The organism is Acinetobacter sp. ATCC 27244 (genome assembly GCF_000156555.1).
In the GTDB taxonomy this organism is placed as follows: domain Bacteria; phylum Pseudomonadota; class Gammaproteobacteria; order Pseudomonadales; family Moraxellaceae; genus Acinetobacter; species Acinetobacter haemolyticus.
The window spans coordinates 66023-79543 of the sequence record NZ_GG665960.1 but is presented as its reverse complement, the minus strand read 5'-3'; the positions used below and the strand labels follow the sequence as shown (position 1 = coordinate 79543).

At 38.2% G+C, this 13521-nt stretch carries 13 protein-coding genes; all 13 read left to right on the top strand.

Annotation, left to right across the window (positions count from 1 at the left end):
- Positions 1-1114, top strand: a 1114-nt coding sequence (locus HMPREF0023_RS11620) for an AAA family ATPase (RefSeq protein ID WP_008942184.1), incomplete at its 5' end; no start/stop codon positions are given.
- Position 1115: 1 nt separating this feature from the next.
- A complete protein-coding gene (locus tag HMPREF0023_RS11615) occupies positions 1116-4217 on the top strand; it encodes a type I restriction endonuclease subunit R (protein WP_008942183.1) in 3102 nt (1033 codons plus the stop codon).
- Between the two features lie 165 nt (positions 4218-4382).
- Positions 4383-5396, top strand: a complete 1014-nt coding sequence (locus HMPREF0023_RS11610; protein ID WP_008942182.1) for a Fic family protein — start codon at positions 4383-4385, stop codon at positions 5394-5396.
- Between the two features lie 781 nt (positions 5397-6177).
- Positions 6178-6771 carry a LysE family translocator gene (locus tag HMPREF0023_RS11605; protein ID WP_008942181.1) on the top strand — a complete coding sequence of 198 codons (594 nt, stop codon included), beginning with the start codon at positions 6178-6180 and terminating at the stop codon, positions 6769-6771.
- Between the two features lie 275 nt (positions 6772-7046).
- Complete coding sequence (arsC, locus tag HMPREF0023_RS11600; RefSeq protein WP_005092312.1) at positions 7047-7481, top strand: arsenate reductase (glutaredoxin); 435 nt, start codon at positions 7047-7049, stop codon at positions 7479-7481.
- 57 nt (positions 7482-7538) lie between these two features.
- Positions 7539-7859 (top strand): metalloregulator ArsR/SmtB family transcription factor, encoded by a 321-nt coding sequence (locus tag HMPREF0023_RS11595; protein ID WP_004637919.1) that lies wholly within the window; start codon positions 7539-7541, stop codon positions 7857-7859.
- A gap of 6 nt (positions 7860-7865) precedes the next feature.
- On the top strand, positions 7866-8339 hold the full coding sequence (locus tag HMPREF0023_RS11590; protein ID WP_005092314.1) for an arsenate reductase ArsC: 474 nt from the start codon (positions 7866-7868) through the stop codon (positions 8337-8339).
- A gap of 11 nt (positions 8340-8350) precedes the next feature.
- Positions 8351-9391, top strand: a complete 1041-nt coding sequence (gene arsB / locus HMPREF0023_RS11585; RefSeq protein WP_005092315.1) for an ACR3 family arsenite efflux transporter — start codon at positions 8351-8353, stop codon at positions 9389-9391.
- Positions 9384-10103 carry an arsenical resistance protein ArsH gene (gene arsH, locus HMPREF0023_RS11580; protein ID WP_005092317.1) on the top strand — a complete coding sequence of 240 codons (720 nt, stop codon included), beginning with the start codon at positions 9384-9386 and terminating at the stop codon, positions 10101-10103. The genes arsB and arsH overlap by 8 nt, the downstream gene beginning before the upstream one ends.
- Positions 10104-10606: 503 nt before the next feature.
- Positions 10607-11041 carry a MarR family winged helix-turn-helix transcriptional regulator gene (locus tag HMPREF0023_RS11575; protein ID WP_004637923.1) on the top strand — a complete coding sequence of 145 codons (435 nt, stop codon included), beginning with the start codon at positions 10607-10609 and terminating at the stop codon, positions 11039-11041.
- Between the two features lie 129 nt (positions 11042-11170).
- A complete protein-coding gene (ectA, locus tag HMPREF0023_RS11570; RefSeq protein WP_004637924.1) occupies positions 11171-11746 on the top strand; it encodes a diaminobutyrate acetyltransferase in 576 nt (191 codons plus the stop codon).
- Between the two features lie 45 nt (positions 11747-11791).
- On the top strand, positions 11792-13111 hold the full coding sequence (gene ectB / locus HMPREF0023_RS11565; protein ID WP_005085340.1) for a diaminobutyrate--2-oxoglutarate transaminase: 1320 nt from the start codon (positions 11792-11794) through the stop codon (positions 13109-13111).
- Positions 13108-13521, top strand: a complete 414-nt coding sequence (locus HMPREF0023_RS11560; protein WP_005085334.1) for an ectoine synthase — start codon at positions 13108-13110, stop codon at positions 13519-13521. Before ectB ends, HMPREF0023_RS11560 begins: the two co-directional genes overlap by 4 nt.

The following is a 13521-nucleotide window of genomic DNA, read 5'->3' as shown; positions in this document are numbered from 1 at the left end:
GTTATTAAATGAACAAAAACATGCTAAAGATAAATTGCGTTTAAATGAGATCTCTAATTTTTTAGAAATTATTAAATATCAAGATCAAGTCGCTAATATTAAAGCCTTGAGTATCAAAGTTGTTGAAAATGAAAACAAAAAGATATCTATAGATGAGATTATTAGCCAAAAAGAGCAACTTATCAAAACTAAAAAAGCAGAACTTCGTGATGAAGAAAAAGGTGCAGATAAAGTTAATGAGTTATTAAAGAATTTCTTTGGACATCATTATTTATCTTTGCAACCAATAACAAATAAAAGTGGAGTGAGGTTTGAAGTTATTAGAGATGATAAAAAAGCATATCATTTAAGTGAGGGGGAATGCAGTTTACTTGCTTTTTGCTACTTTATGGCAAAATTAGAGGATATTGATACTAAAGGTTCAAAGCCAATTATTTGGATTGATGATCCTATTTCTAGCTTAGATAGTAATCATATTTTCTTTATTTATAGTTTGATTAACGAGAAAATTGTTAATAATCATATTTTTGGTCAACTATTTATTTCTACACATAATTTAGACTTTCTAAAATATTTAAGAAAAGTTGATGGAAAATTTTTAAATGCGAGTGGAAAACATCAGAACTATCAAAAAGAGTACTTTTTGATTTCAAGGGTGAATGATACTTCTAAGATTAGTATCATGCCCAAATATCTTAAAGAGTATGTAACGGAATTTAACTATTTATTTCATCAAATTTATAAGTGTTCTGTTATTGAGGTTATTGATGATTCAAATTATATAACTTTTTATAATTTTGGGAATAATGCTCGAAAATTCTTTGAAATTTACTTGTATTACAAATACCCTGATAAAGGTATGACAGAAGAAACCTTAAATTTATTTTTTGATGGGGATAATATTCCTGCTCTTTTGACAGATAGAATCAATAATGAATATTCACATTTGTGTGGCGTTTTTGAACGTGGTTCTTCACCTGTAGAAGTTCCTGAAATGCAAATTGCAGCCAAAAGAATTATCACCAAATTAAGTGCAGATAGAGAACAGTTTATTGGTCTGCTTAAAAGTGTAGGCGAAGATACAAGCAACATCAGTTCTGCTTCGGAAGTATAAAATGAACGAAACACAACTTGAAAACCTTTGCCTAGATTGGTTTTTAGATAATGGCTGGGAAGTCGTTCATGGTGTCGATATTGCACCTGATAGCGGCAATCCTTTGCGTAAAGACTATAAACAAGTTCTGATTGAAGCAGATTTACAGGCGGCTTTTGAGCACCTGAATCCGCATCTTCCTGCGAGCTGTTTTGAACAAGTTTTACTGAAATTGAGCAAACCTGACAGTCTGGACTTAATCACCAATAACCGTGCTTTTCATCACATGTTACTGGAAGGCGTACCCGTTAGTTATAAAAAAGAAGATGACTGGATAAATGACCATGCATTTTTGGTCGATTTTAATCATGTGCAGCAAAACCGCTTTGTAGCGATCAATCAATTTACCATTTTAGGCACAAAACAACCTAGACGACCTGACATTATTTGCTTTATTAATGGTATTCCCTATGCGGTACTTGAGCTGAAAAGCCCAACCGATGAAAATGCGGATATTTGGGATGCCTTTAACCAGCTGCAAACTTATAAAGAAGAAATCTCCGATCTGTTTGTTTTTAATGAAGCTTTAGTGGTAAGTGACGGGATTACAGCTCGGGTGGGTTCATTAACAGCAAGTCAGGAACGTTTCTTACCGTGGCGTACCATTAAAAATGAAGATGATAAGCCTCAGCTAGAATGGGAACTGGAAACGGTGATTCGAGGCTTCTTTGATCGTGAGTTATTCCTCGATTACATCCGTTTCTTTGTGCTCTTTGAAACTGATGGTGAAAAAACGATTAAGAAAATTGCAGGCTATCACCAGTTCCATGCAGTGCGTGAAGCTGTTCAGGCGACTATTGCCGCATCGAATCCTACAGGAAATAAAAAAGCAGGTGTAGTTTGGCATACACAAGGGTCGGGTAAAAGCATATCGATGTGTTGCTATGCAGGTAAACTTTTACAACAACCTGCGATGCAGAATCCTACATTATTGATTGTTACTGACCGTAATGACCTAGATGGACAACTCTTTGAAACCTTTGGTCAGGCACAAGGATTATTAAAACAAACCCCAGTACAAGCCAATAATCGTGATGAGCTGAGACAACTTCTTGCTGAACGTGAATCGGGCGGAATTATTTTTACCACGGTACAAAAGTTTGCTTTGCTTGATGGAGAAACTGAGCATCCATTGCTAAATGGTCGGCATAACATTGTAGTGATGTCCGATGAAGCCCACCGTAGCCAATATGGACTCAAAGCCAAACTGTCGAATGATGGCACTTATAAATTTGGCTATGCCAAACATATGCGTGATGCCTTAAAAAATGCGGCATTTATTGGCTTTACAGGTACACCCATTTCCAGTGAAGACAAAGATACCCGAGCTGTTTTTGGCGATTATGTTTCAATTTACGACATTCAAGATGCGGTAGAGGACGGCGCAACCGTACCGATCTATTATGAATCCCGCTTGGCAAAATTGGATATTAATAAGGCTGAAATCGAGGAACTGTCTGATCAAGTCGATGAGGTGGTGGAAGATGAAGAAGATGTCGGTAGCCGTGAAAAGACCAAAGGTGAATGGAGTCGATTAGAGAAGTTAGTAGGTGCAACACCACGCCTGAAACAGATTGCTGCGGATTTGGTGACGCACTTTGAAGCCCGTACTGAAGCCACAGCAGGCAAAGGTATGATTGTGACCATGAGCCGTGAAATCTGTGTGCATTTATATAATGAAATTATTGCATTGCGCCCAGATTGGCATGATGATGACCCGAAAAAAGGGAAAATCAAAATTGTGATGACAGGTTCAGCATCGGATAAGCCATTGCTACAGCCTCATATTTACAATAAGCAAGTGAAGAAAAATTTAGAGAAACGTTTTAAAGATGTGAATGACCCTTTGCAATTGGTGATTGTACGGGATATGTGGCTCACAGGTTTTGATGCACCGTGTACCCATACCATGTATATCGACAAACCGATGAAAGGGCATAACCTGATGCAGGCGATTGCTCGTGTGAACCGTGTTTTTAAAGACAAGAAAGGTGGTTTGGTTGTTGATTATATCGGGATTGCCAATGAGTTAAAGCAGGCATTAAAAACCTATACAGATGCCAAAGGAAAAGGCGAGCCAACCTTACGTGCAGAAGAAGCCTATGCAGTGCTTGCTGAAAAAATGGATGCCATTCGTGGGATGTTTGCCAAGACCACTGATCAAGCTGGGTTAGATTTAAGCAGTTATGAAACACAAGCCCATCGACTGATTATTCCAGCAGCCAACTATGTACTGAGTTTGAAAGATGGCAAAAAACGTTTCCTGGATTTAGTGCTTGCAGTCAATAAAGCTTTTTCATTGTGCGGTACGCTAGATGAAGCCAAGACATTGCATAAGGAAATTGCATTTTATTCAGCCATTAAAGCAGTGATCAGTAAGCATACTTCTGTGGATCGTAAATTATCACAAGCTGAAAAGGACAGTACGCTTAAACAAATTCTGGATAATGCTGTTGTTGCTGATGGTGTAGCAGATGTATTTGCACTATGTGGTTTAGATAAACCCAATATTGGTTTACTGTCAGATGAATTTTTAGAAGATGTACGCCAAATGCCTTACCGTAACTTGGCAGTCGAATTATTAGAAAAATTATTGAATGATGGTATCAAGGCAAAAACACGCAATAATCTGGTACAGGAAAAACGTTTCTCGGATCGTTTGCAGGAAACCTTAAGGAAATACAACAATCGTGCGATTGAGACCTCTCAAGTGATTGAGGAGTTGATTCAGATGGCGAAAGAGTTTCAGGCTGAAATGGAACGTGAAGCTTCGTTAGGTCTGAATCCTGATGAAATAGCTTTCTATGATGCCTTGGCAAACAATGAAAGTGCAGTGCGTGAATTAGGTGATGACACCTTGAAACAAATTGCACGTGAAATCACTGAGAAATTGCGTAAATCGACAACTGTGGATTGGCAGGTTCGAGATAGTGTACGTGCTCAGCTTAAAATCTTGGTACGTCGTACTTTACAGCGTTGGAAGTATCCACCTGATAAAGCGGCAGAGGCGATTGAGTTGGTTATGAAGCAGGCTGAAATGCTATCGAATGCATGGACGAAATAAAGTAAGTGTATTAATTCTGCTGTGTTGGTACGCTAACTTTATTTTAATATCTGAAAATCAGAATATGGAAGTTAATTGGTTTGGTAATCCTCCCATAAAGGACTTTGAAAACTTATACTTTTAGCGTTTAATTAAGCAAAATTTTATAAGTTATTTAGGAAACTAATGCGATATCAACCGCCTTATACCATTACATCAAAAATCATTTATTTGATTGCACAGATTAGTGAGAATATAGGGCGCTTGACTGTTTTAGAAGAAATCCACGATAGCCTAAAACTACGCAAAGCTAATCGTATCCGTACCATCCAAGGTTCACTGGCAATAGAAGGTAACACCCTCAGCACTGAGCAAATCACGGCGATCCTCAATGGTAAGGTCGTGATTGCACCCCCGAAAGAAGTTCAGGAAGTGCGTAACGCCATTAAAGCCTATGAAGCCTTTCAGCAGTGGCAACCAAGCCAAGAAAAAGATCTATTACAAGCGCATCAAATTTTAATGACAGGCTTGATTGATGAAGTCGGTCAATATCGTCATGGTGGGGTAGGAGTAATGTCAGGTGATCGAGTAGTGCATATGGCTCCGCCTGCAAACCAAATTAATAGATTGATGGCTGATCTACTTGATTGGTTGAATGACAGTGATGTGCATCCACTCATTCAAAGTTCAGTATTTCATTATGAGTTTGAGTTTATCCATCCATTTGCAGATGGTAATGGTCGAATGGGGCGACTTTGGCAAACTTTAATATTAAGTAGGTGGAATCCAATCTTTGCTAATATTCCTGTTGAGAGTTTGATCTATCAAAATCAAAAAGCCTACTATGAGGCTTTGCAAACAAGTACTGATCGAACAGATTCAGCCCCTTTTATCGAATTCATTTTGCAGATGATTCTAGATGCAATCCTCAGTTCAAATGACACCGCTCAAGACAGCGATCATGCTACCGCTCAAGCTGACGTACATGCTTGTCACAAAATGAACGACCAAGTTCAGCGTTTGATTTCAGTCATGAAACAAGAGGAGTATACATTGGTAGAATTAATGCAATTGGTCGGATTAACTCATCGAGCAACATTCCAGAAGAATTACTTAAATCCTGCAATAGAAGCTGGTCTGATCAAACGTACCATTCCTGATAAGCCGAAAAGCCCGAAGCAAAAATATCGTTTGAAATGATCCAGTCTAGGTATAGAGTTGAGAGGAAATGAGCTAAATGATACAATATTGATCAATAAATAAGCGATTAAAATTAAAATAATAGTATAGTAAAATTGGACAAAATGTGGACATTATTTGCGCCTATTTTACGCCTAAAATTTTAAAAAAATTAAATAAGTTTTTGATTTAAATTAAAAATAAAATTTAACTCGTCCAATCCATCATCGGGGCGACACTGATTCGAGGGCTTTCAATGGTTTCAACAGTTTGCTTAAGCGTCATTAAAAATCATACCTTAAATAGCCAATCGGACTGTAATCAAGCAAAAGGAATACACTGCACATATCTGTATGGGCTGAATACAATACATTGGATCGGAGGAAGAGGTCGAAAATGCTAGCCCGTGCTTGATCTTGCTGAATGATCAATGGGCCAATTGCGCGCAATATTAACATAAAAATAAAATCAGTACATTTGCTTATGGAGACATGTGTAAGTCACTCAAAAGGGAGTGAATTTTGATCCCTTTGACATTCATATATTTCAATCTAGATCATACATTGTTCTAAATAATCAGGATAATACATGAATTAAAAAGAGGTTAATTGGCTAAAAAATGGTAAAAGGTGATGCCTCTCACATATTTTATTTAAGTAGGCCAAAAAGTTTGTTTTATTTAATTTATTGATTTTTATGTTGAAAGTTGATGTTAAATATTTTTTGTTACAACCACTTTGTCGACAAGATTCTATCTATTTTGCCATAGTGCACCTGCACAATTTAACAAAGGTATTTGTTTATGGTGACATTTTTATTCTTTGGTTTGATCATTACGATCTTACTTACACCAGGTCCAACGAATACATTATTAGCATCATCTGGAATTCAAATTGGTATCAAACGTTCACTTAAATTAATTCCATCTGAGGTTCTGGGATATTTTATTGCAATTACTGCATGGGGGTTTTTACTTGAATCAGTTTCACACTATATACCTTGGTTACCACCTCTTATAAAGTTGTTGAGCGCCGCTTTTATTATTTACTTAGCAATTAAACTATGGATAACCTCAACTAAGCAGATAGATCTAAATCAACCATTGATTACATCAAAAGCTTTGTTTTTCGCTACTTTACTTAACCCTAAAGCATTGTTATTTGCTTCGGCAATTTTTCCGCCTACAGTTTGGGTGAGTCTCCATGAATATATAATTCATATGGGAACATTTTTGGCACTGATTACACCGATTGCATTTTTATGGATTGCTTTTGGAACAGTTTTGATTTCAAACAAAATCGCTTGGTTGAATCAGCGTAATTTACAACGTACAGCATCTTGTGTCTTAACTTTCTTTGCTATGCCATTGGCTTTTTCTGCAATTACATCATTTTAAGTTTTGAAACTGGAATTTCGAATCAATCCGATCAAATCAAAGTTAAGAACCTTTGTATTCTGAGCAAATAGTGTTACTAAAATCTTGAGAATCGTGAAATAGAGGAAACCACAATTTAATCGTTGTGGTTTCTTTGTTTTTTGATTTTGTTATATAAATAGAAATAAAGGTCAAAGTTTATGTCGCGTAGAAGGAAAAATAAATTTGATGTACATTGTTTATATATGCTAATTCGTATATAAAGATATAAGAATATAAAGCTTGGATGAATCCAAATGACAGCTTCTTTAGATGTAACGATTTACCATAACCCAGCTTGTGGGACGTCTAGAAATACTTTGGCTTTGATCCGTAACACAGGGATTGAGCCAACAGTAATCGAATATCTGGTAACACCACCTACACGAGAAAAGTTGATTCAACTGATCGCTGATGCTGGTTTATCTGTAAGGGACGCAATTCGTAAAAATGTCGATCCATATCGTGATTTGGCGCTGGAGCGTGAGGATTGGACGGATGAACAGCTCATTAATTTTATGCTTGAACATCCGATTTTGATTAATCGTCCTTTTGTTGTGACGGCATTGGGTACGCGCTTAAGCCGCCCATCTGAAGTGGTTTTAGATATTTTACCGTTGTCACAAAAAGGCGCTTTTACCAAAGAAGATGGTGAGCAAGTTATTGATGAAAATGGGCAAAGAGTGAATTAAATATTTAGTCTTTATATGTGATTATCTGCATATTCAAATATAGAGTTGGAGGTGGATATGGATCAAGTCAATTTTTTTAAATGTTTATCGGACGAAACTCGTCTCAATATCGTCACCTTAGTCGTAGAAAATAAAGAATTGTGTGTATGTGATCTCACCGAAAAATTACAACTGAGCCAACCAAAGATTTCTAGACATTTGGCTTTATTGCGTTCTTCAGGGTTATTGCAAGACAGACGACAGAGCCAATGGGTGTATTACAGTATTAATCCACAATTGCCCGATTGGTGTCATAACATCTTGAAAATATTAAGCACCACGTCAGTGGGTAATCTTTCAACATTAGCGACGCTATCAACACAAAGTTATTGTGAGTAAAACATTATGAAATTTCTTTTTTTATGTACAGGTAACAGCTGTCGTAGCATTTTGTCAGAAGTGCTTTTTAATCATCGTGCGCCAGTGGGGTGGAAGGCTTATAGTGCGGGCAGTAAGCCTTCAGGACAAGTGCATCCATTGACTATTGAAACCTTACAAAGTTTAGGGCTTGAAACGGATGGGCTTTGGAGTAAGACCATCGATGATTGTGAGCAATACCAACCTGATGTGGTGATTACAGTTTGTGATTCGGCGGCACAAGAAGCATGTCCGCTTTATCTAGGCGGTGCAATCAAGGCGCATTGGGGCTTGGCGGATCCTTCACATTTAGAATTACCTAAAGATGAAAAGCTCAAAGCTTTCCAAGAGACCGTTGATCATATTAATCGCCGTCTTGATGCGCTATTTGCACATGATTTTACCAATATGACACGTCCAGAAAAAATTGCTGCGATTAATCAAATCTCACACATCGACTAACTGGATTGAATATGGCTAAATCAGGATTGTCCTTTTTAGATCGTAATCTCACCCTCTGGATTTTTCTGGCAATGGGGCTTGGGGTGGCGATCGGTGTATTTTTCCCGCAAGTTTCTGTCGGTTTGAACCAAATGAGTGTGGATTCCGTCAATATCCCAATTGCGATTGGATTGATTTTGATGATGTATCCGCCTTTGGCTAAAGTAGATTATGCAACCTTGCCAGAAGTATTTAAAGATAAAAAAACCTTGGTTTTATCTTTGGTACAGAATTGGTTGATTGCACCGATCCTCATGTTTTTACTGGCGATCATCTTTTTGCATAGCTATCCAGAGTATATGACTGGCTTGATCCTGATTGGACTAGCACGTTGTATTGCAATGGTATTGGTTTGGAATGGACTTGCTTGCGGTGATAATCAATATGTTGCGGCTTTGGTCGCGTTCAATAGTATTTTCCAGATCTTATTTTTCAGTACTTATGCATGGTTATTTTTAACTGTTTTACCCCCTTACTTTGGGGTTGCAGGGCAGGTTATTGACGTTGACTTCTGGACGATTACCCACGCCGTATTGGTTTATCTTGGCATTCCATTTTTACTGGGCTTTTTGACACGATTGATTTTAGTTAAATCGCGAGGGTTAGATTGGTATCAAAATACTTTCTTGCCCAAGATCAGCCCTTTAAGTTTGCTTGCATTATTGTTCACTATTGTGGCGATGTTTAGTCTCAAAGGTAGTGATGTTGTGAGCTTACCTTTAGATGTGATTCGTATTGCAATTCCATTGACGATTTATTTTGTCTTAATGTTTTTTATCAGCTTCTTTATGAGTAAGTGGATGGGGAATAATTATCCTCGAACTACCGCGATCTCATTTACGGCGGCTGGTAATAATTTTGAGTTAGCTCTGGCCGTGGCGATTGCGACCTTTGGTTTAGCTTCTCCAGTTGCATTTACGACTGTAATCGGTCCATTAGTGGAAGTACCTGTGTTGATTGCACTGGTGAGCGTGTCTCTCTGGTTAAAGAAGAAGTATTTTCCAAATGAATAAATCTGATTCAAATGTAGCGAATATTGATCTTGAATTACTGCCAAAGCCTGAATTTCAACAGGTTCAGGCAGTAGAGTTGGATCATCCACCACGCATTTTATTGTTATATGGTTCAAATCGTGAACGCTCTTATAGCCGTTTAGCGGTGATGGAGGCAGGACGCATTTTGCAATATTTGGGTGCTGAGGTGAGAATTTTCCATCCAAAAGGTTTACCTCTACCTGAAGATGCTGATATGGAGCACCCAAAGGTCAAAGAATTACATGAGTTATTGGCATGGTCAGAGGGAATGGTATGGTGTTCACCTGAACGTCATGGTTCGATGAGTTCAATTTTTAAATCACAGATTGATTGGATTCCGCTTGCGGGTGGTGCGATTCGTGCTACGCAAGGTAAAACCTTAGCATTGATGCAAGTCAGTGGTGGTTCGCAGTCCTTTAATAGTGTTAATCAAATGCGTATTTTGGGGCGTTGGATGCGGATGATCACGATTCCAAACCAGTCTTCGATTCCTAAAGCATTTTTAGAGTTTGATGAGGATGGCCGCATGAAACCTTCGTCTTACTATGATCGTATTGTTGATGTGATGGAAGAGTTGTTTAAATTTACCTTGCTCACACGTGGACAAAGTCAGTATTTCACAGATCGTTATTCGGAGCGAAAGGAGTCCGCGGAAGAGTTGTCTAAGCGAGTCAATCAACGCTCAATTTAAAGTACTTGTTGATGTCAAAATGAATTATAAAATGCATGAAAAATCACTTTTATTTGTGCTGTTTTAAAGCTTTTAGATGATTCAATCGCGTATAACTTGATGTTGATTTAGATTAAAAGTTTAATCATGTTTGTGGATTAGACCAGCAAATCACGATTATGCGCTAAAGTTGGAAATGGTCGATATTTGTTCATAAATATCGACCATTGTTATTTTATTGGCTTTACATAAAATTACATGATTTTTAATCGCTTGATTAGTAAGTATTTTATTTGTTTATTCTGAATAAAATAGTTCTTATTGAAACTATTTGAGATCAATTGATTTGAAGAAGAAATATTCACTACCTATAATGATTTCTACTCAAGGTATCAGAGATCAAATGTATTTGGAGTGATGATTAAGGCGAATAGATAGAACACGAATGTTTTTCTGAAAATACAGACAACATCATGTACAACGTACTACAATAGTGTGTTTAGCTTTTTTTGTGCGTGATTAAGATGGATGATGCTGTTCGTGTTTTACAAAGTGTTCGGCGGATTGAACAATGTGTGGAGTTATACTCCAAACGGTTGTCTCAACTTCACCAGATTACAACGCCGCAATTAGTTGCCCTTATGACCATCGCAAAAATGGGTCCATGTAGTATGTCTACGATCGGTAAAGCCATTTTTGTGAGTCCAAGTACAGTTGTTGGAATTGTTGATCGTCTAGAAGAAAAGGGCTTGGTATTACGAATGCGAGATACACAAGACCGTCGCCATGTACATGTGAGCTTAACTTCAAAAGGCGAACAACTCTTAGATCAATCACCATCTGCGTTACCTGAAGGTTTTTCACTGGCTTTACAAGCTTTAACGGATGATGAGCGGCAACGTCTTGTGATTTCATTAGAGCAGTTTGCCCAGTTGCTTGAGGCAAAAGTACCGAATTAAAGTCAGTACAAAATTTTTAACAGGTAATAAAGATTATAAGTTTGATTGTGTTCAATGACTAATGTCTCATGATTCTGATGCCACTACTAACTTGAGTATGCCGAGTATGGAAATACAAAAGGAGATAGCGTGGAAGCTTTATCAAGACAGTCAATTCGTTTGACCAAATCATCAATTATTCATCAACTGAATCAGTGTCGAGTTCGTAATTTTCAACCCCAAGATGTACGTGAAGTGCATGCGTTGATTCAGTCTTGTCCATCTTTGGATCTTAATTCATTGTATGCATACGCATTACTTGCCGAGCATCATACCGATACCTGTTTTGTTGCCTATGATCATAAAGATCAGATCTGTGGTGCGGTGACAGGCTATGTTTGTCCAGAAGACCCCAACACCTATTTCTTGTGGCAGATCGCAGTATCGCCCAGTGAGCAAGGAAAAGGAATTGGCTCCTTGCTCCTTGATCAAGTAAAAGAACAATGTTTAGCATCCCGACAATTAGAATTTTTAAAAACAACAATTTCTCCAAGTAACAAAGCCTCTCAAAATCTTTTCCGAAGTTTCGCTGAACGATTTGACGTTGATTGCAAAGTCAGTCCTTTTTTGTCAAAACAAGCACTTCAACCGATTCAGCCTGAACCTTTTGATACCCAACACGAACCAGAAGATCTGTACACCATTGGTCTTTGGAAATGGGATTGAGCGACTTTTTAAGTCTTTTAATTTTTTAACTACTTGGAGTTATTCATGAATATTTTCAGTCGATTGGAGTCTGAAGTCCGCGGCTATATCCATTCTTTCCCCACTGTATTTAAAACCGCAAAAAATGCAGTATTAGTGGATGAAATGGATCGTGCTTATATCGACTTTCTAGCAGGGGCAGGCACATTAAATTATGGACATAACCACCCTGTGCTGAAGCAGGCTGCAATTGATTATCTGGTACAAGATGGAATTGTGCATGGTTTGGATATGGCAACTTCTGCAAAGAAGGCGTTTATTGAAAACTTTGAACAATATATTTTGAAGCCGCGTCGTCTGAATTATAAGTTGCAATTTACAGGCCCAACGGGAACCAATGCTGTGGAAGCGGCGATTAAGTTGGCGCGAAATGTGACCAAACGTCATAATGTTATTGCGTTTACCAATGGTTTTCATGGGGTGAGTTTGGGTGCACTGGCACTCACAGGTAATCAAAAGTTTCGTGAAGCAGCAGGCGTTGCTTTGGGAAATGTCCATCATGCAGCTTACGCAGGTTATTTCGGTCCAGATGTTGATACGATCGACATGCTTAATAAATTATTGACGGATCGAAGCAGTGGTGTGGATTTGCCTGCTGCAATTATTGTGGAGTGTGTGCAAGGTGAAGGTGGCTTAAATACGGCCAGCATTGATTGGTTAAAGCGTCTTTCTGCACTATGTAAGCAACATAACATTTTATTGATTGTAGACGATATTCAGGCAGGTTGCGGTCGTTCGGGGCATTTCTTTAGTTTTGAAACTGCTGAGATTAATCCCGATATCGTGACTCTATCAAAGTCTTTATCTGGTTTTGGTTTGCCGATGTCGTTGGTGTTGTTTAAGCCAGAATTGGATATTTGGCGTCCGGGACAGCACAATGGCACGTTCCGAGGACATAATCTCGCATTTGTGACGGCAACTAAGGCAATACAACATTTTTGGGCTGATCAAAAATTCCAAACTGAACTTGTAGAAAAATCAGCTTTGGTTCATCGCCGTTTACAAGAGATCGTGCAAAAATTTCCGACTGCGGAATTGACTCATCGTGGTCGTGGTCTGATGCAAGGACTTGCATTTAAAAATCCAGATTGGGCTGATGAAGTCACTACACATGCATTTCAGCTCGGTCTTGTGATTGAAACCTCTGGCAGTCGGGGAGAGGTTGTGAAATTACTACCCCCATTAACCATTGAAAATCAAACTTTAGAGCAAGGTATTGATTTGCTTGAACAAGCGATTAAACACGTGGTTCAAGCCTATTCTCCTTCTCATTCATCTCAACATAAAACCAAATCTAATGCAAAAGTACAGGGAGTTGTTTCATGATCGTTCGTCAACTACAAGATATCTTAAATACTGAGCGTGATGTGCAAACAGAAACTTGGGCAAGTCGCCGCTTATTATTACAAGATGATGGTATGGGCTTTTCGATGCATGAAACCACCATTTTTGCAGGTACAGAAACGCATATTTGGTATAAGAACCATTTAGAAGCTGTGTATTGTGTCAAAGGTGAAGGAGAGGTTGAACTGATCCCATCAGGTGAGGTGTATAAAATCACACCTGGAACACTATATGCGCTTGATAAGCATGACAATCACTATCTGCGTGCTAAAACTGATTTAGTTTTAGTCTGTACCTTCAATCCTGCATTGGTCGGGAATGAAGTGCATGATAAGGATGGTGTCTATGCAACACCTGCACAAATGATGAAGCAGACGGAGGAGGAGGCTTAA